General features: G+C 71.1%; 24 protein-coding genes. 14 read left to right on the top strand and 10 right to left on the bottom strand.

Translation table 11 applies throughout. The features are described from left to right. Positions 1-19: 19 nt before the first annotated feature. Both JNX00_RS13040 and JNX00_RS13045 read left to right on the top strand, forming a co-directional pair. The gene (locus tag JNX00_RS13040) at positions 20-1561 is read left to right on the top strand and encodes a helicase HerA-like domain-containing protein (protein ID WP_204742547.1); all 1542 of its coding nucleotides are present in this window, start codon (positions 20-22) and stop codon (positions 1559-1561) included. Between the two features lie 51 nt (positions 1562-1612). Next, positions 1613-2821, top strand: a complete 1209-nt coding sequence (locus tag JNX00_RS13045) for an MFS transporter (protein WP_239478139.1) — start codon at positions 1613-1615, stop codon at positions 2819-2821. Between the two features lie 73 nt (positions 2822-2894). Here JNX00_RS13045 and clpA read toward each other — a convergent pair whose 3' ends face one another. The 3 genes from clpA to JNX00_RS13060 all read right to left on the bottom strand — a co-directional run bounded on the left by clpA (position 2895) and on the right by JNX00_RS13060 (position 6341). Continuing rightward, positions 2895-5231, bottom strand: coding sequence for an ATP-dependent Clp protease ATP-binding subunit ClpA (gene clpA, locus JNX00_RS13050; RefSeq protein ID WP_070398301.1), 2337 nt, complete (start codon positions 5229-5231; stop codon positions 2895-2897). 77 nt (positions 5232-5308) lie between these two features. Next, complete coding sequence (gene clpS, locus JNX00_RS13055) at positions 5309-5665, bottom strand: ATP-dependent Clp protease adapter ClpS (protein ID WP_070398300.1); 357 nt, start codon at positions 5663-5665, stop codon at positions 5309-5311. 178 nt (positions 5666-5843) lie between these two features. Next, positions 5844-6341, bottom strand: coding sequence for a ChaB family protein (locus JNX00_RS13060; protein WP_204742548.1), 498 nt, complete (start codon positions 6339-6341; stop codon positions 5844-5846). A 44-nt stretch (positions 6342-6385) separates the two neighbouring features. On the opposite strand from JNX00_RS13060, the gene JNX00_RS13065 reads away from it, so the two are divergent. Beyond that, positions 6386-6955 (top strand): DUF4142 domain-containing protein, encoded by a 570-nt coding sequence (locus JNX00_RS13065; protein WP_204742549.1) that lies wholly within the window; start codon positions 6386-6388, stop codon positions 6953-6955. Here JNX00_RS13065 and JNX00_RS13070 read toward each other — a convergent pair. After that, positions 6950-7444 (bottom strand): CBS domain-containing protein, encoded by a 495-nt coding sequence (locus JNX00_RS13070; RefSeq protein ID WP_070398297.1) that lies wholly within the window; start codon positions 7442-7444, stop codon positions 6950-6952. The two genes, JNX00_RS13065 and JNX00_RS13070, sit on opposite strands and share 6 nt — an antisense overlap. 108 nt (positions 7445-7552) lie before the next feature. On the opposite strand from JNX00_RS13070, the gene JNX00_RS13075 reads away from it, so the two are divergent. Both JNX00_RS13075 and JNX00_RS13080 read left to right on the top strand, forming a co-directional pair. Next, positions 7553-7729 carry a hypothetical protein gene (locus tag JNX00_RS13075; protein ID WP_204742550.1) on the top strand — a complete coding sequence of 59 codons (177 nt, stop codon included), beginning with the start codon at positions 7553-7555 and terminating at the stop codon, positions 7727-7729. Between the two features lie 136 nt (positions 7730-7865). Next, positions 7866-8039 (top strand): YetF domain-containing protein, encoded by a 174-nt coding sequence (locus tag JNX00_RS13080; protein WP_204742551.1) that lies wholly within the window; start codon positions 7866-7868, stop codon positions 8037-8039. Between the two features lie 147 nt (positions 8040-8186). Here the strand turns inward: JNX00_RS13080 and JNX00_RS13085 are convergent, their stop codons facing one another. After that, a complete protein-coding gene (locus tag JNX00_RS13085) occupies positions 8187-8420 on the bottom strand; it encodes a hypothetical protein (RefSeq protein WP_204742552.1) in 234 nt (77 codons plus the stop codon). A gap of 104 nt (positions 8421-8524) precedes the next feature. On the opposite strand from JNX00_RS13085, the gene JNX00_RS13090 reads away from it, so the two are divergent. The 3 genes from JNX00_RS13090 (at position 8525) to JNX00_RS13100 (ending at position 13765) form a co-directional block, all read left to right on the top strand. Next, positions 8525-11311, top strand: a complete 2787-nt coding sequence (locus JNX00_RS13090; protein ID WP_204742553.1) for an ATP-binding protein — start codon at positions 8525-8527, stop codon at positions 11309-11311. Next, the gene (locus JNX00_RS13095) at positions 11308-12174 is read left to right on the top strand and encodes a YihY/virulence factor BrkB family protein (RefSeq protein WP_204742554.1); all 867 of its coding nucleotides are present in this window, start codon (positions 11308-11310) and stop codon (positions 12172-12174) included. The genes JNX00_RS13090 and JNX00_RS13095 overlap by 4 nt, the downstream gene beginning before the upstream one ends. Positions 12175-12382: 208 nt before the next feature. Further along, positions 12383-13765, top strand: coding sequence for a sigma-54 dependent transcriptional regulator (locus JNX00_RS13100; RefSeq protein WP_204742555.1), 1383 nt, complete (start codon positions 12383-12385; stop codon positions 13763-13765). Positions 13766-13823: 58 nt separating this feature from the next. Here JNX00_RS13100 and JNX00_RS13105 read toward each other — a convergent pair whose 3' ends face one another. Both JNX00_RS13105 and JNX00_RS13110 read right to left on the bottom strand, forming a co-directional pair. After that, on the bottom strand, positions 13824-14279 hold the full coding sequence (locus JNX00_RS13105; protein WP_070398292.1) for a PA2169 family four-helix-bundle protein: 456 nt from the start codon (positions 14277-14279) through the stop codon (positions 13824-13826). 61 nt (positions 14280-14340) lie between these two features. Beyond that, positions 14341-16440 (bottom strand): response regulator, encoded by a 2100-nt coding sequence (locus JNX00_RS13110; protein WP_204742556.1) that lies wholly within the window; start codon positions 16438-16440, stop codon positions 14341-14343. A 93-nt stretch (positions 16441-16533) separates the two neighbouring features. Between JNX00_RS13110 and JNX00_RS13115 the strand changes: the two genes are divergently transcribed. After that, a complete protein-coding gene (locus JNX00_RS13115; RefSeq protein ID WP_204742557.1) occupies positions 16534-16995 on the top strand; it encodes a hypothetical protein in 462 nt (153 codons plus the stop codon). A gap of 257 nt (positions 16996-17252) precedes the next feature. Next, positions 17253-18707 (top strand): RNA polymerase factor sigma-54, encoded by a 1455-nt coding sequence (gene rpoN / locus JNX00_RS13120; protein WP_204742558.1) that lies wholly within the window; start codon positions 17253-17255, stop codon positions 18705-18707. Positions 18708-19143: 436 nt separating this feature from the next. On the opposite strand, the gene JNX00_RS13125 is transcribed toward rpoN, so the two are convergent. Beyond that, positions 19144-19440: a hypothetical protein gene (locus tag JNX00_RS13125; RefSeq protein WP_204742559.1), complete on the bottom strand. Its 297-nt coding sequence runs from the start codon at positions 19438-19440 to the stop codon at positions 19144-19146. Between the two features lie 137 nt (positions 19441-19577). Here JNX00_RS13125 and JNX00_RS13130 point away from each other — a divergent pair, with 137 nt between their 5' ends. The 3 genes from JNX00_RS13130 to JNX00_RS13140 all read left to right on the top strand — a co-directional run bounded on the left by JNX00_RS13130 (position 19578) and on the right by JNX00_RS13140 (position 21744). After that, positions 19578-19853: a hypothetical protein gene (locus JNX00_RS13130; RefSeq protein WP_070398288.1), complete on the top strand. Its 276-nt coding sequence runs from the start codon at positions 19578-19580 to the stop codon at positions 19851-19853. A gap of 188 nt (positions 19854-20041) precedes the next feature. After that, positions 20042-20680 (top strand): uracil-DNA glycosylase family protein, encoded by a 639-nt coding sequence (locus JNX00_RS13135; protein WP_204742560.1) that lies wholly within the window; start codon positions 20042-20044, stop codon positions 20678-20680. Continuing rightward, positions 20671-21744, top strand: coding sequence for an FUSC family protein (locus JNX00_RS13140; protein ID WP_204742561.1), 1074 nt, complete (start codon positions 20671-20673; stop codon positions 21742-21744). Before JNX00_RS13135 ends, JNX00_RS13140 begins: the two co-directional genes overlap by 10 nt. A gap of 10 nt (positions 21745-21754) precedes the next feature. Here JNX00_RS13140 and icd read toward each other — a convergent pair whose 3' ends face one another. Next, positions 21755-23011, bottom strand: coding sequence for an NADP-dependent isocitrate dehydrogenase (gene icd / locus JNX00_RS13145; RefSeq protein ID WP_070398286.1), 1257 nt, complete (start codon positions 23009-23011; stop codon positions 21755-21757). A 136-nt stretch (positions 23012-23147) separates the two neighbouring features. On the opposite strand from icd, the gene JNX00_RS13150 reads away from it, so the two are divergent. Continuing rightward, complete coding sequence (locus JNX00_RS13150; protein ID WP_070398285.1) at positions 23148-23597, top strand: DUF192 domain-containing protein; 450 nt, start codon at positions 23148-23150, stop codon at positions 23595-23597. A 60-nt stretch (positions 23598-23657) separates the two neighbouring features. Here the strand turns inward: JNX00_RS13150 and JNX00_RS13155 are convergent, their stop codons facing one another. Beyond that, positions 23658-25895: an NADP-dependent isocitrate dehydrogenase gene (locus JNX00_RS13155; RefSeq protein ID WP_070398284.1), complete on the bottom strand. Its 2238-nt coding sequence runs from the start codon at positions 25893-25895 to the stop codon at positions 23658-23660. Positions 25896-25974 lie beyond the last annotated feature (79 nt).

The following is a 25974-nucleotide window of genomic DNA, read 5'->3' on the forward strand; positions in this document are numbered from 1 at the left end:
ACCCCCTCAGGACCCTGCCATGGCCGACCCCCTGCTGATCGCCAAGAACGCCCACACCACCTGCCAGCTGCTGCCCGGCCTGGCCAACCGCCACGGCCTCATCACCGGCGCCACCGGCACGGGCAAGACGGTGACGCTGCAGGCCATGGCCGAAGGCTTCTCGCGCATCGGCGTGCCGGTGTTCATGGCCGACGTCAAGGGCGACCTGTGCGGCATCAGCCAGACCGGCAAGATCGGCGAGAAGATGGCCGGTGTGCTGGCCGAGCGCGGCATCGAGCTGCCCCAGCCCACCGAATGCCCCACCACGCTGTGGGACGTGTTCGGCGAACAGGGCCACCCCGTGCGCGCCACCATCAGCGACATGGGCCCGCTGCTGCTGGCGCGCATGCTCAACCTGAACGACACGCAGTCCGGCGTGTTGAACCTGATCTTCAAGATCGCCGACGACAACGGCCTGCTGCTGCTCGACATGAAGGACCTGCGGGCCATGCTGCAGCACGTGGGCGACAACGCCAAGCAGTTCACCACCGAGTACGGCAACATCAGCGCCGCCTCCATCGGCGCCATCCAGCGCGGGCTCATGCAGGTCGAATCACAGGGCGGCGACAAGTTCTTCGGCGAGCCCATGCTCGACATCGCCGACTTCATGCAGACCGTGGACGGCAAGGGGGTGATCAACATCCTGGCGGCCGACAGGCTGCTCAACGCGCCGCGCCTGTACGCCACCTTCCTGCTGTGGATGCTCTCGGAACTGTTCGAGGCCCTGCCCGAGATCGGTGACCCCGACAAGCCCAAGCTGGTGTTCTTCTTCGACGAGGCGCACCTGCTGTTCGACGAGGCACCCAAGGCGCTGGTCGAGCGCATCGAGCTCGTGGTGCGCCTGGTGCGCTCCAAGGGCGTGGGCGTGTACTTCGTGACGCAGAACCCGCTGGACATCCCCGACAGCGTGCTGGGCCAGCTCGGCAACCGCGTGCAGCACGCGCTGCGCGCTTTCACGCCGCGCGACCAGAAGGCGGTGAAGTCCACCGCCCAGACCATGCGGCCCAAGGCCGGCCTGGACATCGAGGCCGCCATCACCGAACTCGCCGTGGGCGAGGCCCTGGTGAGCTTTCTCGACCCCAAGGGCCGCCCTTGCGAGACCGAGCGCGCCTACGTGGTGCCACCAGGCAGCCAGATCGGCCCCATCACGCCCGAGCAGCGGCGCGCGCTGATCCAGGGCTCGCTGGTGGCTGGCACCTACGAAAAGCTGGTGGACCGCGAGAGCGCGTTCGAGATCTTCCGCGGCCGCGCCGGCGGTCGCGGCGAAGAAGCGGCCGAGGCGCCCGAGGGCAAACCCGCCGTCAAGACCCCGCGCATCCCGGGCGCGGCCAAGGACGCGCCGGCCGCGGAAGAAAAAAGCGTGATCAACGAGGTGCTGTTCGGCCGCACGGGCCCGCGCGGCGGCCAGTACGACGGCCTGGTGCAGACCATGGCCAAAACCGCCGCGCGCACCGTGGCCAGCGGCCTGGGCCGCCAGATCCTGCGCGGGGTGCTGGGCGGGCTGCTGGGCGGCAAGCGCTGAAGCGAACCCGGGCCCCTCGACCCGCCACGCGTTCGGAGCGAAAGCCCGCCCGTGCCGCACACGCCCACCCCGGCACCGCAGGCTCGGCCCGCCCTGCCCCGCGCCATCTGGGTGCTGGGCTTCGTCAGCCTGCTCATGGACATTTCTTCGGAGATGGTCCACAGCCTGCTGCCGATCTTTCTCGTGGGCTCGCTGGGCGTGAGCGTGCTGGTGGTGGGCCTGATAGAGGGCGTGGCCGAATCGACGGCGCTCATCGTCAAGGTCTTCTCTGGCGTGCTGAGCGACCATTTCCGGCGCCGCAAGTGGCTCGCCGTGGTCGGCTACGGCCTGGGCGCACTCACCAAGCCGGCCTTCGCGCTGGCGCAGGGCGCCGGTGTGGTGGTCACGGCGCGTTTCGTCGACCGCATCGGCAAAGGCATACGTGGCGCGCCGCGCGACGCCCTGGTGGCCGACCTGGTGCCGCCCGAACAGCGCGGCGCGGCCTACGGCCTGCGCCAGTCGCTCGACACGGTGGGGGCCTTTGTCGGCCCGCTGCTGGCCACCGTGCTCATGGTCCTGCTGGCCAACGATTTCCGCGCCGTGTTCTGGTTCGCCGTGATCCCGGGCGTGCTCGCCGTGCTGCTGCTCATCGTGGGCGTGCGCGAGCCCGCGCAGCCGCCGGGCACCTCGGGCCGTGGCAGCCCCATCCGGCGCGAAGCCTTGCGGCGGCTCGCCGGCCCCTACTGGAGCGTGGTGATCATCGGCGCGGTCTTCACGCTGGCGCGCTTCAGCGAGGCCTTCCTGGTGCTGCGTGCGCAGCAGCTCGGCGTGGCAGCTTCCCTGGTGCCGCTGGTCATGGTGGCGATGAACGCGATCTATGCCCTCAGCGCGTACCCCTTCGGCAAGCTCTCGGACTCGATGAGCCACACCCGGCTGCTGGCCTGGGGCCTGGCGGTGCTGATGGTCGCCGATGTGGTGCTGGCCTTCGCGCCAGGATGGCCGACCCTGCTGCTGGGCGTGGCGCTGTGGGGTCTGCACATGGGCATGACGCAGGGCCTGCTGGCGGCGATGGTGGCCGACACCGCGCCGGCCGATCTGCGTGGCACGGCCTTTGGCCTGTTCAACCTGATGAGCGGGATCGCGATGCTGCTGGCCAGCGCCATCGCCGGCCTGCTGTGGGAGCAGCTCGGCTCGCAGGCCACGTTCCTGGGCGGCGCCGGCTTCGCGCTGCTGTGTGGCCTGGGCCTGCTGCTGAACCGTCGCCGCCGGCGCCCGGCCTAAAAGCGCAGCCCCCCCAAAGAAAAGCCCGGCGGAGCCGGGCTTTTCTCTCGGGCGTTCGACACGCCGACGGTCCTTAGACCTCGGTTGCCTCTTCCGGCTTGGCCTTGCCCTCTTTCTTGGGCAGGGGCTGGATGTCCAGATCGACTTCCTGCGTTTCCTTGCCGTCTTCGCCGGTCTTGGTGACCAGGTCCACGGTGAGGCGACCGCCTTCGGTGAGGCGACCGAACAGCAACTCGTCGGCCAGCGCACGGCGGATCGTGTCCTGGATCAGGCGTTGCATCGGGCGCGCGCCCATGAGCGGGTCGAAGCCCTTCTTGGCCAGGTGCTGGCGCAGCGTGTCGGTGAAGGTGACCTCGACCTTCTTCTCGGCCAGTTGCGTTTCCAGCTGCAGCAGGAACTTGTCGACCACGCGCAGGATGATCTGCTCGTCCAGCGCCTTGAAGTTCACGATCGCGTCGAGGCGGTTGCGGAACTCGGGCGTGAACAGGCGCTTGATGTCGGCCATCTCGTCGCCGGCGGCGCGCGGGTTGGTGAAGCCGATGGTGGCCTTGTTCATGGTCTCGGCACCCGCGTTCGTGGTCATGATGATGATCACGTTGCGGAAGTCGGCCTTGCGTCCGTTGTTGTCGGTCAGCGTGCCGTGGTCCATCACCTGCAGCAGCACGTTGAAGATGTCCGGGTGCGCCTTCTCGATCTCGTCGAGCAGCAGCACGCAGTGCGGCTTCTTGGTGATGGCCTCGGTCAGCAGGCCGCCCTGGTCGAAGCCCACGTAGCCCGGAGGCGCGCCGATCAGTCGGCTCACCGCGTGGCGCTCCATGTACTCGGACATGTCGAAGCGGATCAGCTCGATGCCCATGATGTAGGCGAGCTGCTTGGCCGCTTCGGTCTTGCCCACGCCGGTGGGGCCGCTGAACAGGAAAGCGCCGATCGGCTTGTCGGCCTTGCCCAGGCCCGAGCGCGCCATCTTCACGCTGGCGGCGAGCACCTCCAGCGCCTTGTCCTGGCCAAACACCACGCTCTTGAGGTCGCGCTCCAGCGTCTGCAGCTTGCCGCGGTCGTCGTTGGACACGTTGGCGGGCGGGATGCGCGCGATCTTGGCCACGATCTCCTCGACCTCGGTCTTGGAGATGGTTTTCTTGCGCTTGGACGCCGGCAGGATGCGCTGCGCCGCGCCGGCCTCGTCGATCACGTCGATGGCCTTGTCGGGCAGGTGGCGGTCGTTGATGTACTTGGCCGACAGCTCGGCCGCGGCCTGCAGGGCCGCCACGGCGTACTTGACGTTGTGGTGCTCCTCGAAGCGCGATTTCAGGCCCTTGAGGATGTCCACGGTCTGCTCCACCGTCGGCTCGACCACGTCGACCTTCTGGAAGCGCCGCGACAGCGCCGCGTCCTTCTCGAAAATGCCGCGGTACTCGGCGAAGGTGGTCGCGCCGATGCACTTGAGCTGGCCGCTGGAGAGCGCTGGCTTGAGCAGGTTGGACGCGTCCAGCGTGCCGCCCGAGGCCGCGCCGGCCCCGATCAGGGTGTGGATCTCGTCGATGAACAGGATGGCATTGGGCTTGTCCTTGAGCGACTTGAGCACGCCTTTGAGGCGCTGCTCGAAATCGCCGCGGTACTTGGTGCCGGCCAGCAGCGCGCCCATGTCCAGCGAATACACGTTGGACTCGGCCAGAATCTCCGGCACATCGCCTTGGGTGATGCGCCAGGCCAGGCCCTCGGCGATGGCCGTCTTGCCCACGCCGGCCTCACCCACCAGCAGCGGGTTGTTCTTGCGGCGGCGGCACAGGATCTGGATCACGCGCTCGACCTCGTACTCGCGGCCGATGAGCGGGTCGATCTTGCCGTCCTTGGCCATCTGGTTCAGGTTCTGGGTGAACTGCTCCAGCGGCGAGGCCTTCTCGTTGCCTTTGGCTTCGGTGGCCTCCTCGTTCTCGGCGGCGCTCTCGTTCGACTTGGTCGGCTCGGGCGGGTCGCTCTTGCGGATGCCGTGGGCGATGAAGTTCACCACGTCCAGGCGGGTGACGCCCTGCTGGTGCAGGTAGTACACGGCGTGCGAGTCCTTTTCGCCGAAGATGGCGACCAGCACGTTGGCGCCGGTGACTTCCTTCTTGCCGTTGCCGGTGGACTGCACGTGCATGATGGCGCGCTGGATCACGCGCTGGAAACCCAGGGTGGGCTGGGTGTCGACCTCGTCGGTGCCGGCCACCTGCGGGGTGTTGTCCTTGATGAAGTTGGTCAAGGACTTGCGCAGGTCGTCGATGTTGGCCGAGCAGGCGCGCAAGACCTCGGCGGCGCTGGGGTTGTCGAGCAGGGCCAGCAGCAGGTGTTCCACCGTGATGAATTCGTGCCGCTGCTGCCTGGCCTCAACGAAGGCCATGTGCAAGCTGACTTCAAGTTCCTGGGCAATCATGTGGCACGTCCTTTGTGCTGGGGGTCGGAATACGCGTCCTGAGACGAATGTAGGCTCTAGATTGGGCGTTTGAACGCTTATTCAACAGGTTCGCTCAAGCATTGCAAGGGGTGTCCCGCCGAGCGGGCGGCCTGCAGCACCTGATCTACCTTGGTACTGGCCACGTCGCGCGAATACACGCCGCAAACCCCTTTTCCCTCCAGGTGAATCTTCAGCATGATCTGGGTGGCCGTTTCTCGGTCCTTGCTGAAGTACTCCTGGATGACCTGCACGACGAATTCCATGGGGGTGAAGTCGTCGTTGAGCAGCACCACCTGGTACATCTGGGGCGGCTGGACGCGCTGGGTGCGCCGTTCCAGCACGACCGCATCGTCGCTGCCCGTCGCGGGCGGGGCCGCCGGGGTCTCTGGTTTCTTGGGTATCTGCGAAGCCATGAATTTCATTCTAGCGAGCGCACCGCGCCCCCAATGGCATCCGGGACACCGACCATTGGCCGGGCGACGGATACCGCCAGGGGCTATTGTGCGATCAGGCCGTGCGGCCTAGGCGCCAAGCAGCGCACGCAAAACCGGTCCAATTCCGCCCATCGGGCGCTGGCGTCGCTGGCGCGGCTCAGGATTTCTGCCGGTCGCCGATCGCTTGGGCCAGTTCCGCCTTGCGCATGGTGGAGCGGCCCCGGATGCCCAGGGCGGTGGCGCGCCGGTACAGCTCGGCCCGGGTGTGGCCGATGCCGTCGACGCCCCCATAGGTTTCGCCCCGGTTGCGGCGGGCGGCCGAGCGCGGGCCGGCCGAGCGCGGGTCCGAGGGGCCTTTGCGGCGCTTGGCCACCCAGCGGTCGTCCACCTTTTCGAAGCCGCGCTTGAGCGTGGCGAAGGCGGTGCGGCTGGCGCGCTCGCCCGGGCCGTATTGCTGCTCGGCGCTGAGCAGGGTTTTGGCGTAGGTGCGCTGGGCCTTGGGGAAGACCGCTCCAGCGTGGCGGGCAGATCGACAGCGGCATGGGACTTTTTCATGGGGACTCCTGCATCGCGGGTTCGAAGGGCCCGCGATGGTGGGGCGGCAAGGCCTGTGCCCGGCCGCCGCCACGGCGGCAGAGCCGTGGCACAGGCACATGGCTTGCCGCCCGCGGGGCCCTTTCGTTCACCGGAGATCCCGCCATGCCCTCCCTTCATCGCCGCCGCGCCATCGCACTCGCCACCCTGCCCCTGCTCTCGCTGCCGTCCTGGGCGCAGACAGGCGCCGCGTCCCCCTCTCCCCCGGCCGCCGCGCGCGCCAGCCGGGCCGACAGCGGCTTCATGGAACAGGCCGCGCAGAACGGCCACGCCGAGATCGAGGCCAGTCGCCTGGCCGTGCAGAGAGCCAGCGACCCGCAGGTCCAGCGCTTCGCGCAGACCATGGTGGAGGAGCACACCCGACTGGCCGAAGAACTCGCCGCCCTGGCCCGCGCCAAGGGCGTGGACCTGCCGCGCGAAGCCTCGATGCTGCAGCGGGGCCGGCTCAAGCTGCTGTCCACCTCGGCGGGCGATACCTTCAACCGCCGCTACGTCGAGACGTTCGGCATCGGCGCCCACGAAGACGCCATCAAGCTGTTCGACAAGGCCGCCGCCCGGGCCGACGACCCGGACGTCAAGGCCTTCGCTTCGCGCGGCCTGCCCGGCCTGCAGCGCCACCTCACGATGGCGAAGGAGCTGCCCCCGCCCAAGGGCAGCGCCTCCAAAGGTTCATGAGCGCCGGCCGGCGGCGTCGGCACCGCCACCCGCCGGGCCACTGGCCTGCGACAGGCCGCCGCGCTCCGGCTTCGCGGGTCGCGAAATGTCCTGCAAGGCCTGGGCGGCGTCGCCTGGGCCGGCCTTCACCGCCACGTCGCCCAGGGACAGCAGGCCCACCAGGCGCTTGTCGTGGTCCACCACCGGCAGGCGGCGGATTTGCGCGTCGCACATCAGCTGCGCGGCCTCTTCGATGGACTGGTCCTCGTAACACCACTGCACATGCGGGCTCATCACCTCGCTCAGGGTGGTGCGCTCGGGCGCCAGGCCCTGGGCCAGGCCGCGCACCACGAGGTCGCGGTCGGTCACCATGCCGAGCAGGCGCTGGCCGTCGCACACGGGGATGGAGCCGATCTCCATCTCTTCCATGGCCTGCGCCGCCAGACGCAGGGTGTCTTGCGGCGACAGGGTGCGCACGCCACGGGTCATCACTTCGCTGACTTGGTTCATGGGTAGGTCCTTTCCAAAGGCTTGAGGGAGGGGGTTCCGGTCCCTGGCAAGCGGCGCGCCCAGGGCACGCCAGCCACCGGGCACGCCGTTTGCCAGCCCGGAGCCACCATGCCGCCCACGCCGCCGCCCGCCCTGCCACGCCCCTCGCCCGCCTATCGCCGGGTGGTGCGGATCGGGCCGCTGGAGGCAGACGACTGGGGTCGCCTGCCGGGCTGGGTCGAACTGAGGGGTCCCGACCGGCCCGCGCTCGCGCGGCTGGCGTTTTCTACCCTGGTGCTGCTGTGAAGCGGCCCAAGCCCCATGGACACCGTGCTGCGCGTCGCCGTCATCTGCCTGTTCGTGCTGGTCGGTCTGCGCATCCTGGGCAAGCGCGAATTCGGCCAGCTCGCGCCGCTGGAGTTGGTGTCGCTGCTGATGATGCATGCGCGTCACGCCCGACGAGGTGTTCACCGAGATGCACAAGGCCGGTCTGCAGCGGCTGCAGGACGTGAAGTGGGCCATGCTGGAACCCGACGGCGGCATCGCGATCCTGGCCCGCGACCCATCCCCCGATCACCTTCCCCACCCGCGCGACGAGCGCAAGAAAGCGGTATGACTTCCATGCACACCCCCCCTCCACCGCCGGTGCAGCCCCCGGCGCCGCCGCCCCTCACCGACCCCGTACCGCCGCCGATGGGCGATCCGCCGCCGGCACCGCCGGTGCCCGGCCCGACCGAGCCCCCGCCTCCGGCGGGCGACCACCTCAGCCGCGCGGCGGCCCACCCGCCCTGATCGCCTCCGGCGACGGCGGCCGGGTATCGAGCAGATCCACACTGGCGCCGGGGTCTTCCTCGCCCACCGCCGAGCGGGCCGCCCAGTCCGCGTCACCCAGTGGCGCCGCCCGGGCCGCGGTATCGCGACCCGGCCTCGCCAGCAGGCCGGCCATCTGGCGCAGCGCGCGTTGCCACAGGGAGAGGGTCGGGCTTGTCCGTTCCATCGCAGCGTCCTTGTCGCATGGAGCCGGCGGCCGCGGCGAACGTTCCTTTCCCGGCGCCGGCACCGATGACCGGGCGCCTACGCTTTCTTCTGGATACGGACACCATGAACCAATGGCGCTACGGTAAAGAAATGTCGAATGCGCAACGTTATGCCATTGCCCTGGTGATCGCCGTGCTCGCCGGCGCGCTGCACTGGCTGCTGTGGCCGTCGGTGGGCGCTCTGCGGCCCTTCGTGTTCTACCTGCCGGCGGCCGCCGTGGCGGCCGCCGCGCTGGGCCCGGGGCCGGGCGTGCTCTTGCTGCTCGCCGGAGCCATCGGCACCGGCTGGCCCCTGGCCGCGCTGGACGCCTGGACCAGCCCCACCGGCGCCGACCCGATGCGCCTGGCGCTGTACCTGCTGCTGGGTGGGCTGTTGGTCGGCCTGGGGGGGTCACTGCGCAACACGCGGGCGCGCGCGGCGCTGGCGGAAGACCGGCTCTCCATGGCCATCGAAGGCACGGGGATCGGCGTGTTCGACATCGACCTCGTCGCCCGGACCGTGCGGGCCTCGCCCGTGCTGGCCCGGCTGGCCGGCGCGCCGGTGTCGAATGGGGCCGTGCCCCTGCATGACTGGACCGCGCGCATCCCGCCCCACCTGCTGGCCGACAGCCGCGAGCACATCAGGCGCCGACTGAAAGAGGGCGCGGCCTACTACGAGCGCGAACTGAGCGTGCCCTCGGCCGACGGCGCGCCGCCCCGGCAGCTGCTGCTGCGCGTGCACGTCGTCTGGCGCGGCCAACGCGCGGTGCGCCTGCGAGGCGCCTGCGTGGACGTCACCGAGCGCAAACGCGTCGACGCCCAGCTGGAGGCCGCGCGCGAACAGCTCGGCCAGCAGGTCGATGACCTGAACCACCTGCACGAACTGAGCACGCAATTGCTGGAGACGCCGCAGCTCGCGCGGCAGCTGAACATGATCCTGGCCGCGCTGGTGCACTTCCATGGCGCGCGCCGTGGCATGGTCGCGCTGTGCGAGCCCGGCGCGGACGGCCTGCGCGTCGAGGCCAGCCTGGGCTTCGACGAGGCCGCGCTGGCCATGGCCGAGGGCCTGAGCACCGGCGCCTGCGCCGAGGCCTGCCGCCAGGGCGCGCGCGTGGTGGTGGAAGACACCCGCACCAGCGAAACCTTCAAGGCCTGCCGCGACTTCTTCGAGACCCAGGCGATCCGCGCGGTCCACAGCACGCCCCTGATCAGTTCCCAGGGCCAGGTGCTGGGGGCGATCACCGTGCACCTGGACGAATCGCGCCCACCCACCGAGCGCGAGCGCCGCCTGGCCGACATCTGCGCCCGCAAGGCCGCCATGTTCACCGAGCGCGCGCGCACCCGGGACGAGCTGCTCGCCACGCAGGGGCGCTTCGAGGCGGTGCTCACGTCTTCCGGCGCGCCCTTCGTCATCCTGCGGCCCGTGCGGCAGGGCGAGCGCATCGTCGACTTTCTGTGGGTCTACCTCAACCGCGCGGCCGCGCACGCGCTGGACTGCGCCCCGGGCGAGGTGGTGGGCCAGCGCGTGCTGCAGAACCCGAGCTGCCGCTGGATGGGGCACCCCGCCTTCAGCTACTGCGTCACCGCCATCGAATCGGCCAGCACCTGCGAGTTCGACGCCGTCGACCACGCGGGCGCCGAGCCGCGCTGGCTGCACTGCATCGCCTCGCCCATCCCCGACGGCCTGGGCGTGTGGTTCACCGACATCTCCGAGCGCATGCGCAACGAACAGCTGCTGCGCGACAGCGACCGCCGCAAGGACGAGTTCCTGGCCACGCTCGCGCACGAGCTGCGCAACCCGCTCGCGCCCATCCGCCAGGCCACGCTGCTGGCCATGTCGCCGCACGCCAGCGAGGAGCAGAAACGCTGGAGCTGCGAGGTCATCGACCGCCAGGTCTCGCACATGGCCCTGCTGCTGGACGACCTGCTCGACATCTCGCGCATCACGCGCGGCGCGCTGGCCCTGCGCCGCTCGCCCACCGACCTGGCCGGCGTGCTGGCCTCGGCGGTGGAGACGGCCCGCCCGCTGATCGACGCCAAGGGGCATCAGTTGCTGAGCTTCGTCGATCAGCGGCCCACCGTGTTCGACGCCGACCCCCTGCGCCTGGCGCAGGTGGTGGGCAACCTGCTCACCAACGCCGCCAAGTACACCGACCCGGGCGGCACCATCGAGTTGCACGCCGGCCAGCGAGGCGACGCCATCGTCATCGAGGTGCGCGACAACGGCATCGGCATTCCGCCCGAGTCCATCCCCGAGGCCTTCCGCATGTTCACCCAGCTGCACCACGCCGGCGAGCGCACCAGCGGTGGGCTGGGCATCGGCCTGGCCATGTCCAAGGGGCTGGTGGAGCTGCATGGCGGCACGCTCACGGCCGCCAGCGACGGCGCCGGCCGGGGCAGCGTGTTCACCGTCCGCCTGCCGGCGGGCCCGGCCTGTCTGCCGGCGCCGGCCGGGGATGGCGAGCCGGCCGCGCGCGAGCGGCGGCGCCTGCGCGTGCTCATCGCCGACGACAACCGCGACGCCTCCGACACCCTGGCCGCCCTGCTGCAGGCCGACGGCCATGAGGTGCACATGGCCTACGACGGCAACGAGGCCGTGGCCCAGTGGCGCGAGGAGCGCCCCGACGTCTGCCTGCTCGACATCGGCATGCCCGGGCGCACCGGCCACCAGGTGGCGCGCGAGATCCGCCGCTCGCCCGGGGGCGGGGACACGCTGCTGGTGGCCGTCACCGGCTGGAGCCAGCTGCACGACCGCGAACTCGCGCTGGAGGCCGGCTTCGACCTGCACCTGACCAAACCCGTGAGTCCGCTGCAGATCAGCCACCTGCTCGACCACCAGCGCAGGCCTGCGGCCTCGGCCGCCGCGCCGTGAGGCCGGCGATGCGCGCGGCCTGGTCCTTCCTGCGCGAGGTCTACGCCGCCTGGCGCGACGACGGCGCCACCAGCATGGGCGCGGCCATCGCCTACTACGCGCTGTTCTCCGCCGCCCCCCTGCTGTTGATCGCGGTCTCGGTGGCCGGCCTGTTCTTCGGCGAGCGGGCGGCCACCGGTGAACTCACGCACCGCCTGGCGCCCCTCATCGGCGAGGCCCCGGCGCGCTCGGTGCAATCCGTGCTGCAAGCCCTGCACCGGCCCGAGGCGGGTTGGGCGGGACTGGCCGGTGGCGCCGCCCTGCTGTTTGGCGCCACCACCGTGCTGGCCGAGCTGCAGTCCGCGCTGGACCGCATCTGGCGCAGCGAATCGCTGCCGCCGCCGCCCTGGTGGGTGGGCCTGCGCGCGCGGGCGCTCGCCGTGTTGGCCATACTGGCCTGCGGCCTGCTGCTGATGGGCTCCATCGCGCTGAGCGCGGCGCTGGCCGCGGCCGCCACCTGGTGGTGGCCCGCCTGGCTGGCGCCCGGACTGCCGGGGCTGGCCGAGGCCTTCAACTTCACCCTCAGCCTGGCCCTCATGACCGCCGTGTTCGCCGCGCTCTACAAAGGCATGCCGCGCCTGAGCCTGCCCTGGCGCGACATCTGGCTGGGCGCGGGCGTGGCGGCGCTGCTGTTCTCGCTGGGCAAGACCGCGCTGGGCTGGTACATCGGCGGCAGCGCCGTGCTCTCCGCCTTCGGCGCGGCGGCCTCGCTGGTGGCGCTGCTGATGTGGGTGTACTTCTGCGCCCAGGTCTTCCTCATCGGCGCCGAGTTCACCTGCGTGTCCGCGCGCCGGCGTGGGCAGCGCGGGCCACGGGGCGATTGAGCCGGGCCTCCGAGGGCCTCCAACGCCCGCCTCGACCGCCTGTCGGCCGGTCGCGTGTCACGGGGCGATGTCCGCGAGGCATCGGGCCGCGGGGGGCAAGCGGCGTGCCCGACGCGCTCACATATCGAAACAGACGCTGGCCCATGCGGCGCCCATGATGGCCGGTCCAGTCCCGTGACAACCAAGACCGACAGGGGGAACGCCACGAATGAACCATGTGCTGATCGTTGACGACGACACCGACTCCGCCACCACGCTGCGCGAACTCGTGCGCGCAGACCGCTTCTCGGTGGCCGTGGCCCACACCCTGCGCGACGCGCGCCGCCAGATCGCCCTGCAGCCGCCGGACCTGGTGCTGCTCGACCTGCAACTGCCCGATGGCAACGGCCTCGATCTGTTCTCCGACCCTCAGCTGATCAACGACTCCGACATCGTGCTCGTCACCGGCCACGCGAGCCTGGACTCGTCCATCGAAGCCATGCGCCGCGGCGCGGCCGACTACCTGGTCAAGCCCATCGCCATGCAGCAGCTGCAGCGCGTGCTCACGCGCTGCGGCGCCCGGCCCGCCAGCGAGGCCGCGCCGGCGCCGGCCCCCACGCCGCGCGACCCCGCCGCCGACGGCGGCCGCTTCGGCCTGCTGTGGGGCCAGAGCCCCGCCATGCGCCGGGTCTACGAACAGATCCACCGCGTCGCGCCCACCTCGGTCACGGTGCTGATCACCGGCGAAAGCGGCAGCGGCAAGGAGCTGGTGGCGCAGACCGTGCACGGCTTCAGCCGCCGCCACGCGGGCCCCTTCCTGGCGGTGAACTGCGGCGCCATCTCGCCCCACCTGATGGAAAGCGAGATCTTCGGCCACGAGAAAGGCAGCTTCACCGGCGCCGACCGTCAGCACCTGGGCTTCTTCGAGCGCGCCGGTGGTGGCACCCTGTTCCTCGACGAAATCACCGAGATGCCGCTGGACCTGCAGGTCAAGCTGCTGCGCGTGCTGGAAACCGGCCGCTTCATGCGCGTGGGCTCCACGCAGAGCATCCAGACCGACGTGCGCATCATCGCCGCCACCAACCGCGTCCCGCACGAGGCCGTGGCCCAGGGCAAGCTGCGCGAGGACCTGCTCTACCGCCTGGCGGTCTTCCCGATCGAACTGCCGCCGCTGCGCGAGCGCCTGGACGACGTGCCCCTGCTCGCGCGGCACTTCCTGGAAGACATCTCGCGCCGCGAAGGCGCGGTACGGCGCTTCGACGCCTCGGCCCTGCGCCAGCTCGCGGCCTACCCCTGGCCCGGCAACGTGCGCGAGTTGCGCAACGCCGTGCACCGCGCCTATGTGATGGCCGACGGCGAGGCCATCGACGCGCAGTGGCTGCCCCTGCCCGCCGCCGAAGCGGCCCCGGCCCTGCCCGGCCCCGGGGGCACACCCGCCATCACGCTGCCGGTCGGCGTATCGATGGCGCAGGCCGAGCGCCTGCTGATCGAGGCCACGTTGAACGCGTGCCAGCAGCAGAAGGAGCGCACGGCCGCCGTGCTGGGCATCAGCCTGAAGACGCTCTACAACCGGCTCAAGGAATACGCGGGCGAGCCACCGGCGCGGCCTTGAGGGCTGCCCGGTGCGGGCGGCCCGGCCGCCCAAGCAGCGCGGGCCGCGCCCGTGCGATTCACTCCGCCATCGCCCGGGCCTGGTCGCGCAGCGCCCTCACCTGCGTGTGGTTGCGCTTGGCGCCTTCGTGCTGGCGCTCGACCACCACGCGCACATCGGGCGGCAGGTCCTTGGCCAGGGCCTCGCGGTAGCGTTCGATGGCCACGTCCTCGCCGCGCTCGGCTTCCTCGAGCATGGTGACGTCGCTGTAGCCGGCGAGCGTGCCCTTGACCGCGACCCAGCCGCGGTGCGCGGCACCGGCGACCGACCCACGATCCTGCGCGTTGCCGCCCAGCTGCAGCACCAGGGCCTGCAGCTCGGAAGCCGCCTGGCGGCACTCCTCGGCGCGCGCCAGGAACAGGCGCTGCAGTTCGGCGGCGTGCAGGTGCTCGCCCGTGCTGCGGAAGCCGAACTCGCCGTCCTTGCAGGTTTCAATCAGGTCGTTCAGGCAGTTGATCAGTGCTTTCTGGTCCATGGTGGTGTGTCCTCGAAGGGGTTGAACAAGGTCACGCGCGCAGTCGCGGTGCGCGACACGCTTATGGGGCACATGGCGTGCCCGCCCCCGGCGCGGCAGGCCGCCCCTCCGCCGACGCCGGCCGCAGCGCCGCCATCAGCACCGCCGGCGCGCAAGGCTTGCGCAGCACGGGGAAGTTCTCCCCCTCGGCCAGCGCGTCGCCCTGCGCGCTGATCAGCACCACGCGCACGCCGGGCCAGCGCCGGCGCACGGTGCGCGCCAGGCCCAGGCCGTCGAGTGCGCCGGGCATGGTCAGATCGGTCAGCAGCACGTCCACGGCCGGCCCGCGCTCCAGCCGCTCCAGTGCCTGGGCGGCGTGCGCGGCGCGCTCCACGCGCGCGCCCATGCTTTCAATGAGCGCCACCGTCACGTCGCCGAGCGCGTCGTTGTCCTCGGCCAGCAGCACGCGGGCGCGCAGCGGCGCCAGCCCGTCGCCACCCGCCGCGGTCTTCAGCGGCACCTCGTCCGGCACCTCGGCCGGCACCTCGGCCGCCACCGCGGGCAGCACCAGCACGACCTCGCTGCCCTGCCCGGGCCGGCGGCGCCGCACGGCCTGGCCGCCCGCCTGCGCGCACAGGCCGCGCACCTGGTTGAGGCCGAGGCCGGCCTCCGGGATCGGTTCCTGAGCGGTGCCGACGGGCTCGAACGCGTGCGAGCCCCCCGCGGCCTCCGTGCCCGGCCCGCTGTCGCGCAGCGCGATGCCCAGGTAGCGGCCGTCCGGCAGGTCCGCCGACAGCGCCGCGCTCGCGCGCTCGGCACCGACCCACACCCGACCGCCCTCGGACAGCGTGTCGCGCGCGTTCAGTGCGAGGTTGATCAGCGCGAGCTCCAGCTCGTCGGGATCGACCCAGACGTTCAGTTCCTCGTCGGGCACCTCGATGCGCAGCTCGACGCGCCGGCCCAATACCACGCCCAGCAGGTCGCGCCGCTCGGGCAGCCATTCGCTCAGCGAGAGCGTGCGGGGCCGCGCGCGCCGGCGCGCGCCGAAACGCAGCAGTTGCTGCGTGAGCCGGCTCGCGGCCTCTACGGCGCGCAGTGTGGCGGCCACCGGCATGGCCAGCGCCGGCTGCGTGGCCTGGCGCTGGATCAGGTAGGCGCTGTTGCTGATCACGCCCAGCAGGTTGTTGAACTCGTGCGCCACGCGCCCGGTCAGGCGCCCCAGCGCCTCCACCCGCTCGCGGCCGGCGTCCCCGCGCTCGGCCTGGCGCGCGCGCTCCCCCGCCTCGGCCAACTGGCGGCGCAACTCGGCGCGCGCCACCCACCCGGCCCCGGCCACCGCCAGGGCCAGCAGCGCGAGCGCGGCCAGCAGGGGGCCACCGGGCCCGCTGGCGAACGCCGGCTGGGGCGGCGCGCGCGGCACGGTGGTGAGCGCGGTCCAGCCCTGCGGCGTGCGGCTGAAGTGCACGCGCAAGGGCACGCCCGCGGGCGTGCGCAGGGCGAAGCGGCCCTCGCCCCGGCCCGCCAGGCTCTCGCGGATCAGGCCGTCGAGCGAGCGCTCGGCTTCGCCCGCGACCGGCGCCGGGCGGCGCGCCACCACCCGCCCGCGCGGATCGAGCAGCAGCGTCCCCCAACCCTCGCGCAAGGGGCGCTGGTCCATGAGCCGCTGCAGTTCGGCCGGCGGCATCACCAGGCGCAGGTTCATCGCCGGACCCGGCCCCTGGCGAAACACCGGCTCCACCCAGGCCAGGCCGTCGTCCACGTCCAGCGCGCGCACACCGGACGAGGACACCAGCGCGGTGGTCCCCGGGGCGCGGCGGCTCGGTGGCGCGCCCACCGGCAGTCGGGTGTCCAGCCAGCGCACCGATGCGCTGAGCAGCTCCACCGACACCGGCGAGCCGCCGATCGCGCGGCGCACGCCCTGGTCGAAGGCGGCGCGCTCCGGCTCGCTCAGGCGCGGCGCACGGTCCAGCAGCGGCGAGGCCGCCAGCGCGCGCGCGATGGCGCCGTAGCGGGTGAATTCGCGGTCGATCGCGCGGCTCAGGGCGCGCGCGTCCTCGCTGGCCTGACGCTCTAGCGCGGCCTGGCCCGAGCGCCAGGACGCCAGCGTGGCCCAGGCCACCGCCCCCAGAACGGGCAGCAACACGGCCAGGACCAGAAGGATCAGGCGAACGCGCAGAGCCATAGCGAAAAGGGTTCTTTTGTTCTTCTGACGCCCACGGGCAAATCGCGCGCCTACCCGGGTGCGCCACGGGTGCGCCGTTTGCCTGCACTGGCCATGAACGCCACCCCTACCGCCACCCCCTCGCCCCTGCCCGCGCTGGAACAGGAATTCGACCGCCTCGAGCGCTTGTTCGCCGAATATGAACGGCTGGTGGACGACGGCACCGGCCCCACCGACCTGGGCGCGCGCCTGGGCCGCATCGGTGGCCGCGTGCGCGCCATCGTGGACTTCGAACGAGAAGAGGTGCTGCCGCGTCTGCCCGCCCCGGCCCTGCGCGGCGAAACCGAATCGCAGCTCGCCGATCTGCTGGCCCGCGTGGAGCGCCTGGCCACCCGCGTGAGCGACCGGGCGCACACCGAACGCGAGGCGCGCGCGCTGGCGCAGGCGCTGCGCACGCACGCCGCCTGGCAGCGGCACCACGTGTGGCCCCGACTGAACGGGGGCGAGCGGTCCCTTTTGGAGACCGAGCTGGCCGAGCGGCGCGCCGCCTGGCTGCAGGACGAAGCGCCCGACTGAACCGGCACTGAGCGGGCACTGAGCAGGCGATCGAGCGGTCTGCAGCTTTTGCGGCAATTCGCGCGCCCGGGGCGGCAGATTCTTCCCTTCGGCGCCGCCCGGCGGGCCACTCGAGCGCTGCCACTGCCGCCGCAACGCCAGGCACGGCGCGGCTTGCGCGCCGATCGACCGCCCGTCGGCCGGCGGCGGCACAGGCCTTGCGACACAGGCGCTTCCGGCGCCGGCGGGCGGCGCCCCCACACACCAGAGGAGGTTCCATGGGACTTGCGCTGCGCAACGAGATCCGGCCATTGCAGGCTCCCACGCCCACACAGGCGCTGTCGCCGCGCCTGCAGCGCGCCGTGCAGCTGCTGCAGATGTCCTCGCTGGACTTCGCGGCGCTGGTGCGCCAGAAGCTGGGCGACAACCCCTTCCTGGAAAGCGAGGACGACAGCGACCCGGCCACTGCGCCGGCCGAGACCCCGGACCGCGAAGACGGCTCCGCACCCCGGACGGAGGCCTCCAACGACGCCTGGGACAGCGGGCCGATCGGCGGCACCGACGACCGCGAGCTGTGGATCAACGACGGCGGCTCGCCACTGCGCCCCGCCGGCGACGGCGACGCCACGGCCATGGACCTCACGGCCAGTGCCACCACGCTGGCCATGCACCTGCACGGCCAGCTCAACGTGATGGCCCTGACGCCGCGCGACCTGGCCCTGGCGCGCGCGGTGGTCGACTCGCTGGACGACGACGGCTACCTGCGCACGCCGCTGGAGGAGATCGCCGGCCTGGTGCCCTGCACACCGCCCGCGGCCCCGGCCGAGATGCTGGTCGCGCTGCGGCTGGTGCAGTCGCTGGAGCCCGTCGGCGTGGCCGCGCGCGGCGTGGGCGAATGCCTGCTGCTGCAGGTGCGGCAGATGGAGGACGGCCCCTGCCGCGCGCTGGCCGAGCGCATCGTGGGTGAGCACCTGCAGGCGCTGGCCGCGCGCGACGTGCCCGGCCTGGCCGCCACGCTGCGCGAGCCCTTGCGCCGCGTGGAAGCCGTGGTCGACCGCATCCGCCACCTGGACCCGCGGCCCGGCTGGCGCGTCGGCGATTCGCGCGTCGACTACATCGTGCCGGACGTGATCGTGCGCCGACAGCGCGGCCAGTGGTCGGTGCAGCTCAACCCCGCCGTGGTGCCGCGCGTGCGCCTGAACCAGGTCTACGCCGAGCTGTACCAGCGCCACCGGAGCCGCAGCAGCGGCGCGCTCGGCGAGCAGCTGCAGGACGCGCGCTGGACCCTGCGCAACGTGGAGCAGCGCTTCTCCACCATCCTCGACGTGGCGCAGGCCATCGTGCGGCGCCAGCGCCACTTCCTGGAGTTCGGCCCCATGGCCATGAAGCCGCTGGTGCTGCGCGAGATCGCCGAGGAAGTCGGCGTGCACGAGTCCACCGTCTCGCGCGTGACGAACAACAAGCACATGGCCACGCCGCTGGGCGTGTTCGAGCTGAAGTACTTCTTCTCGCGGCCCATGGTCAGCGCGGCCGGCAACGCCTGCTCGGGCACCGCCATCCGCGGGCTGATCGGCGACATCATCCAGGCCGAGAACCCGGCGCGCCCGCTGTCGGACGCCGACATCACGCGCCAGCTCACCGCCCAGGGCCTGGTGGTGGCGCGGCGCACCGTCACCAAGTACCGGCAGCTGCTGCGCATCGAGCCGGTGGACAAGCGCCGCCGGCACGGCTGAGGCGGCCACCGCGGCGCGGAGGCCGGCCCCGAAAAAAGGCCGGCGCGGGGGCCGGCCAATGGGCCCACGAAGGCGGGCCCGCCAAGTGTTCAGCGGCCGCGCGAGCCGCTGGCAACCCTGTCCTTTGTCCCGTTCGATGGGCCCTCCGGGTTGGGGGCCCCGGTCGGGCCACGGCCGGCACCCGGCGGGGACGGGGGCTGGGTGCGCCGCTCGTCCTCCCGCTCCACCTGGCCGGGCGTGCGACCGTAGCCGCCCCGACCGCCATAGGGGTGCTGGTCCGCCCCCGGGGCCTCGCCGCCCTGGGAGCGGCCGGTTTCTTCAGGTTCGTGCTGTGCCATCACGCGCTCCTTGCTGTGTGAAATGAATGCGCCAGCGTGTCCTGCCGGCCTGACGATTGCCGGCAAGCGCCATGCCCGGCCGGCGGCCGACCAGGGCCTCAGCCGCCCCGGCGCAGCAGCGCCTCGCGGCGCCGCGCGTCCAGGCCTGGTGTGGCGCGCAGGTCGGTGTCCACCAGACCCGATTCAAGGTCCCGCCCGGCCTGCTCGATCACCGGATCGGGCTCGGCCCGGGTGGCGCGCAGGCCTTCGTCGCGCTCGTGCGGCAATTCGAGGGCTTCGTTTCGCGGCCGGGGACCGGCGCCCGGCGTCAGCGGTGGTTGGCCGGTGTTGACGGACCGTCGCGGTGCGGCGCGGGGCACCGCCGCGTCACGGCGCGGTGAAGGGGGCTTGGGCATGTCGGACCTCCTGCAAAGACACCGGCGCGGGCAAGCCGCGTGCCGCGTCCCCGGCGCGTGCGATGGGCACGGGGATTGCCAACACCGGTCTGTCGGCGCCGCGTTGGCGACGGCTTCATCAACCCCAGGAGATCGACATGCCGAACCAGCAGAACCAGAACCCGAACCAGCAAAACCCCAGCGCGGGACAGAAGCAGCAGGAGGCGCAACAGAACCCGTCCCAGCAGCAGAACCAGAACCCCCAGAACCCGAATCAGAACCGCAACCAGGCCGGCCAGCCGCGCCCGGACGACAGCCCCAGCCCGCGCAAGCAGGAGCAGCAGCGCGCCGAGGACAGCCCGCGCCACCAGCAAGGCGGCCAACAGGGTGGCCAGGGCGGTCAACGCGGCGGCCCTTCCCAGCAACAGCGCTGACCCCGGTCCGCGCCCCGCCGGAACGCCCCCGCTCGCCCGCGCGGGGTGTTTCTTCCACCCGCCCCAGTGCGCCTTGACGCACCTGGCGGCGGCACTGCCGCGCGATGCGCGCGCCCGCGCGCTCGGCCGCGCCCCACCGGCGCGCCCATCGTCGCCTGGGCGCGACAATGGGCGCCTTCCGGTCCGCCATGGCTTCGCGCACCCCACCCTCTCCCTCCGCGAGCGCCCTCGAACGCCTGCTCGGCGAGGTGCGCCATTGCCGGCTCTGCGCGGACCGGCTGCCGCATCCGCCCCGGCCGGTGCTGCAGCTGGGCGCCACGGCCCGCGTCCTGGTCGCGGGCCAGGCGCCGGGGCGGCGCGTGCACCTCAGCGGCATTCCCTTCGACGACCCGAGCGGCGAGCGCCTGCGCGACTGGATGGGCGTGGACACCCGCACCTTCTACGACCCGCGCGCCGTGGCCCTGCTGCCCATGGGCCTGTGCTACCCCGGCACCGGCCCGGGCGGTGACCTGCCGCCCCGCCCGGAATGCGCCCCGGCCTGGCGCGCCCACTTGCTGGCCCAGCTGCCACGGGTGGAACTGGTGCTGGCGGTCGGCCGCCACGCCCAGGCCTGGCACCTGGGACCGGCAGCCCGCGCCACGCTGACCGAGACGGTGCGCGCCTGGCGCGACGGCGGCCCTGGCCTGCTGCCCCTGCCCCACCCCAGCCCGCGCAACAACCGCTGGCTGCGCAACAACCCCTGGTTCGAGCATGAGGTGCTGCCGGCCCTGCGCGCGCGCGTGGCCGCCGCGCTGGCACGACCGCCGGCGAGGAACCCATGGCCCTGAAGCCTTTTCTGCTCAACGAATGGCGCCAGCTGGCGCGCGTGAACCGCAGCGACCGGCCCTGGGAAATGCCGGTGGCCGCCGCGCTCGCCAGCGGCCTGCCGATCTTCATCGGCGCGGCCTACGGCGAGCTGGGCCTGGGTCTGGCCGGCTCGCTGGGCGGTCTGGTCTTCCTGCACCTGCCCGCCACGCGGCTGGCCCACCGCATGGCCTGGCTGATGGCCTGCGCCTTCGGCATGGGCTGCAGCTACGCGCTGGGCCTGCTGGGGCACCTGGTCCCGCCGCTGGTGGTGCCCTTGCTCGTGCTCATCACCGTGCTCGTCACCATGGTCTGCCGCTTCTACGCGGCCCCCCCGCCCGGCAGCCTGTTCTTCGTCATGGCCGCGGCGATCGGCGCCTACAGCCCCGTGCATGGGCGCGACGCCATCCTCCAGGTGGGGGCCGTGGCGCTGGGCACGGTGCTGGCCGTCGCCATCGCCTTCTTCTACAGCCTGCACATCGTGAGCCGGCACGGCGTGCCGGCGCCGAGCGCGCCCGCGCAACCGGGGTTCGACCACGTGGTGGTGGACTCGGTGATGATCGGCGGCTTCGTCGGCCTGTCGCTGCTGGCGGCGCACGCCCTGCAGCTGGACCGGCCCTACTGGGTGCCGGTGAGCTGCCTGGCCATCATTCAGGGCGCGTCGCTGCGAGCGGCCTGGACGCGGCAGGTGCAGCGCACCCTCGGCACCGCGCTCGGCCTACTGGTGTTCCTCGGCATCGTCCAGCTGCCGCTGGGGCCATGGACCGTGGCCGCCGTGGTCACGGCGCTGACCCTGGTGATCGAAACCCTGGTGGTGCGCCACTACGGGCTGGCGGCCGTCTTCATCACACCGCTGGCGCTGCTGCTGGCGGAGGCGGGACAGGGTTTCGTGGCGGCGCCGCAGCCGCTGATGCAGGCCCGCCTGCTGGACACCGTGGTCGGGTCCACGCTGGGCCTGGTGGGCGCGGCCTGCCTGCACAGCCCGCGCGTCCGCGCGGCGGTCGGCGCCGGCCTGCGGCGGCTGCGGCCCCAGGGCCCGCCGCGCTGAGCCGCACCGCTCACTCCATCTGCTCGATCATCACCTGGCCGAAGCCCGAGCAACTCACCTGCGAGGCGCCGTCCATGAGGCGCGCGAAGTCGTAGGTGACCTTCTTGGACAGGATGGCCTTTTCCATCGAGGCGATGACCAGGTCGGCGGCTTCCTTCCAGCCCATGTGGCGCAGCATCATCTCGGCCGACAGGATCATGGAACCCGGGTTCACGTAATCCTTGCCCGCGTACTTGGGCGCCGTGCCGTGCGTGGCCTCGAAGCAGGCCACGGAGTCGCTCATGTTCGCGCCCGGCGCGATGCCGATGCCGCCCACCTGCGCGGCCACCGCGTCGGAGATGTAGTCGCCATTGAGGTTGAGCGTGGCGACCACCGCGTACTCGGCCGGGCGCAGCAGGATCTGCTGCAGGAAGGCGTCGGCGATGACGTCCTTGACGACGATGTCGCGGCCGGTCTTCGGGTTCTGCAGGCGGCACCAGGGACCGCCGTCGATCGGCGCCGCGCCGAACTCGCGCTGGGCCAGCGCGTAGCCCCACTCGCGGAAGCCCCCTTCGGTGAACTTCATGATGTTGCCCTTGTGCACGAGCGTCACGCTGGGCTTGTCGTGGTCGATGGCGTACTGGATCGCCTGGCGCACCAGGCGCTCGGTGCCCTCGATGGACACCGGCTTGACGCCGATGGCCGAGCTCTCGGGAAAGCGGATGGTGGTCTCGCCCATCTCGTCCTGCAGGAAGCGGATGAGCTTTTGCGCCTTGGCCGAGCGGGCCTCGTATTCGATGCCGGCGTAGATGTCTTCCGAGTTCTCGCGGAAGATGACCATGTTGGTCTTCTCGGGCTCCTTCAGCGGCGAGGGCACGCCCTTGAAGTAGCGCACCGGGCGCAGGCAAACGTACAGGTCCAGCTCCTGGCGCAGGGTCACGTTGAGCGAGCGGATGCCCCCGCCCACCGGCGTGGTCAAGGGCCCCTTGATGGAGACCACGCACTCCTTGAGCGCGGCCACGGTCTCCTCGGGCAGCCAGACCCCGGGGCCATAGACCTTCACCGACTTGTCGCCCGCGTAGACCTCCATCCAGTGGATCTTGCGGCGCCCGCCGTAAGCCCGGGCCACCGCCGCGTCGACCACCTTGAGCATCACCGGCGTGACGTCCACGCCCACGCCGTCGCCCTCGATGTACGGCACGATCGGCTCATCAGGCACTTGCAGCGACAGGTCGGCTCGGACGGTGATCTTCTGGCCTTGTGGCGGCACCTTGATGTGCTGGGTCATGTCGGGGAACGTTCCGGGTGGCGAATGAGAGAGGGGGACCGGAAATTCTAGACGGTGGCCTTTCGCCGGGCGCCCTGGCCCGCCCTGCCCCGATGGCAGACAATGCAAGCCCCTCGTCACCGCCCCCACACGCCGCATGAAAGCCCTGTTCACCCGACTGCTTGGCCTGTGCCTGCTGGCCTCGGGCCCGGCCTGGTCCCAGGACGGCCCGCAGCTCAACCTGCCCCGCATCAGCCTGTCGGCCAACATGCACCTCATCCACGCGCAGGTGGCCGCCACGCCGCAGGCGCGCACCATCGGCCTCATGTTCCGCCGGGAGATGCCGGCCAACGAAGGCATGCTCTTCGTGTTCGAGCAGGCCGCCACCCAGTGCTTCTGGATGAAGAACACCCTGCTGCCGCTGACCGCGGCCTTCGTGGCCGACGACGGCACCATCGTCAACCTGGCGGACATGCAGCCGCAGAGCCTGGACTCGCACTGCTCGGACAAGCCGGTGCGCTACGTGCTGGAGATGCACCAGGGCTGGTTCAAGAAGCGCGGCATCCAGGCCGGCGCGCGGTTGAGCGGACAGGCCTTCGGCAAATAAAAAGGCCGCCGGATCCGGCGGCCTCTTCGTGCGGGCCCCTGGCGGGCGGCCCACCCGGGCTCAGGCCTTCATCGAGGCCAGCACCTTGTTGAAGGTCGCGCTGGGCCGCATCACGGTCTCCAGCTTCTTGAAGTCGGGCTTGTAGTAGCCGCCGATGTCGACCGGCTTGCCCTGCACCTCGGTCAGCTCCTTGACGATGGCCTGCTCGTTGTCCGCCAGGGCCTTGGCCAGGGGGGCGAACTTGTCCGCCATCTCCTTGTCCTCGGTCTGCGCGGCCAGTTCCTTGGCCCAGTACATCGCCAGGTAGAACTGGCTGCCGCGGTTGTCGAGCTGGCCGGTCTTGGGGCTGGGGTTCTTGTTGTTGTCCAGCAGCTGGCCGGTGGCCGCGTCCAGGGTCTTGGCCAGCAGCTTGGCGCGGGCGTTGTTGTTCTTGATGCCGAGATCTTCGAAGCTCACGGCCAGGGCCAGGAACTCGCCCAGCGAATCCCAGCGCAGGTGGTTTTCTTCCACCAGCTGCTGCACGTGCTTGGGCGCCGAGCCGCCGGCGCCCGTCTCGTACATGCCGCCGCCGGCCATCAGCGGCACGATGGACAGCATCTTGGCGCTGGTGCCCAGCTCCATGATGGGGAACAGGTCGGTCAGGTAGTCGCGCAGGATGTTGCCGGTGGCGCTGATCGTGTCCAGGCCGCGGATCACGCGCTCCAGCGTGTAGCGCATGGCGCGCACCTGGCTCATGATCTGGATGTCCAGGCCGGCCGTGTTGTGCTCGTGCAGGTACATCTTGACCTTGGTGATCAGCTGCGCCTCGTGCGGGCGGTACTGGTCGAGCCAGAACACCACGGGCATGCCGGAATTGCGGGCGCGGTTCACGGCCAGCTTGACCCAGTCGCGGATGGCGGCGTCCTTCACCTGGCACATGCGCCAGATGTCGCCCTGCTCCACGTTCTGGCTCATCAGCACCTCGCCGGTGGCCAGGTCGGTGATGTTGGCCACGCCGTCCTCGGGGATCTCGAAGGTCTTGTCGTGCGAGCCGTATTCCTCGGCCTGCTGCGCCATGAGGCCCACGTTGGGCACCGTGCCCATGGTCTTGGGATCGAAGGCGCCGTGCCACTTGCAGAAGTTGATCATCTCCTGGTAGATGCGGGCGAAGGTGCTCTCCGGCATCACGGCCTTGACCTCCTTCAGGCGGCCGTCGGCGCCGTACATCTTGCCGCCGGCGCGGATCATCGCGGGCATGGAGGCGTCGACGATCACGTCGTTGGGCGAATGGAAGTTGGTGATGCCCTTGGCCGAGTCCACCATGGCCAGTTCGGGGCGGTGCTCCTGGCAGGCGTGCAGGTCGCGCTTGATCTCGTCCTGCTTGCTCTGCGGCAGCGTGGCGATCTTGTTGTACAGATCGACCATGCCGTTGTTGACGTTGATGCCCAGCTCGTCGAACAGCTTGCCGTGCTTCTCGAAGGCTTCCTTGTAGAAGATCTTCACGCAGTGGCCGAACACGATGGGGTGCGAGACCTTCATCATGGTCGCCTTCACGTGCAGCGAGAACATCACGCCGGTCTTGTGCGCGTCCTCGATCTGCTGCTCGTAGAAGGCCAACAGGGCCTTCTTGCTCATGAACATGGAGTCGATGACCTCGCGGTCCTGCAGCGAGACCTTGGGCTTGAGCACCACGGTCTTGCCGCTCTTGGTGATCAGCTCCATCTTGACGTCGCGCGCCTTGTCCAGCGTCATCGACTTCTCACCGTGGTAGAAGTCGCCGTGGTGCATGTGGGACACGTGCGAGCGCGAGGCCTGGCTCCACTCCGCCATGCTGTGCGGGTTCTTGCGGGCGTACTCCTTCACCGCCTTGGGCGCACGGCGGTCGGAGTTGCCCTCGCGCAGCACCGGGTTCACGGCGCTGCCGGTGCACTTGTTGTAGCGCGCGCGGATGTCCTTCTCTTCGTCCGTCTTCGGGTTCTCGGGGAAGTCGGGGATCTTGTAGCCCTTGTCCTGCAGTTCCTTGATGGCGGCCTTGAGCTGGGCCACCGAGGCGCTGATGTTGGGCAGCTTGATGATGTTGGCCTCGGGCTTGAGGGTGAGCTTGCCCAGCGCGCTGAGGTTGTCGGGCACGCGCTGCTCTTCCGTCAGCAGCTCGGGGAACTGGCCCAGGATGCGGCCGGCCACCGAGATGTCGCTGGTCTCGACGTTGATGCCCGCCGGCGCCGCGAAGGTGCGGATGATCGGCAGGAACGCACTGGTGGCCAGCAGGGGCGCCTCGTCCGTCAGGGTGTAGATGATGGTGGGTTGCTGGCTGCTCATGGCTTATCTCCGGAGGTTGTTGGGTGCGGCGCTGGCCGGCCGGCGGGCGGACAGGTCGCGCGGATACGGTGATCCGTAT

The organism is Hydrogenophaga sp. YM1, assembly GCF_016903055.1.
In the GTDB taxonomy this organism is placed as follows: Bacteria; Pseudomonadota; Gammaproteobacteria; order Burkholderiales; family Burkholderiaceae_C; genus Hydrogenophaga; species Hydrogenophaga borbori.

Excerpts from the sequence above, each read along its gene's own strand:
- icd (WP_070398286.1), bottom strand. The coding sequence starts at position 23,011 with ATGACCCAGCACATCAAGGTGCCGCCACAAGGCCAGAAGATCACCGTC.
- JNX00_RS13075 (WP_204742550.1), top strand. The coding sequence starts at position 7,553 with ATGCCGCCCACGCCGCCGCCCGCCCTGCCACGCCCCTCGCCCGCCTAT.
- JNX00_RS13105 (WP_070398292.1), bottom strand. The coding sequence starts at position 14,279 with ATGGACCAGAAAGCACTGATCAACTGCCTGAACGACCTGATTGAAACC.
- JNX00_RS13155 (WP_070398284.1), bottom strand. The coding sequence starts at position 25,895 with ATGAGCAGCCAGCAACCCACCATCATCTACACCCTGACGGACGAGGCG.
- JNX00_RS13070 (WP_070398297.1), bottom strand. The coding sequence starts at position 7,444 with ATGAACCAAGTCAGCGAAGTGATGACCCGTGGCGTGCGCACCCTGTCG.
- JNX00_RS13130 (WP_070398288.1), top strand. The coding sequence starts at position 19,578 with ATGCCGAACCAGCAGAACCAGAACCCGAACCAGCAAAACCCCAGCGCG.
- JNX00_RS13065 (WP_204742549.1), top strand. The coding sequence starts at position 6,386 with ATGCCCTCCCTTCATCGCCGCCGCGCCATCGCACTCGCCACCCTGCCC.
- JNX00_RS13115 (WP_204742557.1), top strand. The coding sequence starts at position 16,534 with ATGAACGCCACCCCTACCGCCACCCCCTCGCCCCTGCCCGCGCTGGAA.
- JNX00_RS13060 (WP_204742548.1), bottom strand. The coding sequence starts at position 6,341 with ATGTGCCTGTGCCACGGCTCTGCCGCCGTGGCGGCGGCCGGGCACAGG.
- JNX00_RS13135 (WP_204742560.1), top strand. The coding sequence starts at position 20,042 with ATGGCTTCGCGCACCCCACCCTCTCCCTCCGCGAGCGCCCTCGAACGC.
- rpoN (WP_204742558.1), top strand. The coding sequence starts at position 17,253 with ATGGGACTTGCGCTGCGCAACGAGATCCGGCCATTGCAGGCTCCCACG.
- JNX00_RS13140 (WP_204742561.1), top strand. The coding sequence starts at position 20,671 with ATGGCCCTGAAGCCTTTTCTGCTCAACGAATGGCGCCAGCTGGCGCGC.
- clpS (WP_070398300.1), bottom strand. The coding sequence starts at position 5,665 with ATGGCTTCGCAGATACCCAAGAAACCAGAGACCCCGGCGGCCCCGCCC.
- JNX00_RS13090 (WP_204742553.1), top strand. The coding sequence starts at position 8,525 with ATGAACCAATGGCGCTACGGTAAAGAAATGTCGAATGCGCAACGTTAT.
- JNX00_RS13110 (WP_204742556.1), bottom strand. The coding sequence starts at position 16,440 with ATGGCTCTGCGCGTTCGCCTGATCCTTCTGGTCCTGGCCGTGTTGCTG.
- JNX00_RS13040 (WP_204742547.1), top strand. The coding sequence starts at position 20 with ATGGCCGACCCCCTGCTGATCGCCAAGAACGCCCACACCACCTGCCAG.
- JNX00_RS13080 (WP_204742551.1), top strand. The coding sequence starts at position 7,866 with ATGCGCGTCACGCCCGACGAGGTGTTCACCGAGATGCACAAGGCCGGT.
- JNX00_RS13085 (WP_204742552.1), bottom strand. The coding sequence starts at position 8,420 with ATGGAACGGACAAGCCCGACCCTCTCCCTGTGGCAACGCGCGCTGCGC.
- clpA (WP_070398301.1), bottom strand. The coding sequence starts at position 5,231 with ATGATTGCCCAGGAACTTGAAGTCAGCTTGCACATGGCCTTCGTTGAG.
- JNX00_RS13150 (WP_070398285.1), top strand. The coding sequence starts at position 23,148 with ATGAAAGCCCTGTTCACCCGACTGCTTGGCCTGTGCCTGCTGGCCTCG.
- JNX00_RS13125 (WP_204742559.1), bottom strand. The coding sequence starts at position 19,440 with ATGCCCAAGCCCCCTTCACCGCGCCGTGACGCGGCGGTGCCCCGCGCC.
- JNX00_RS13100 (WP_204742555.1), top strand. The coding sequence starts at position 12,383 with ATGAACCATGTGCTGATCGTTGACGACGACACCGACTCCGCCACCACG.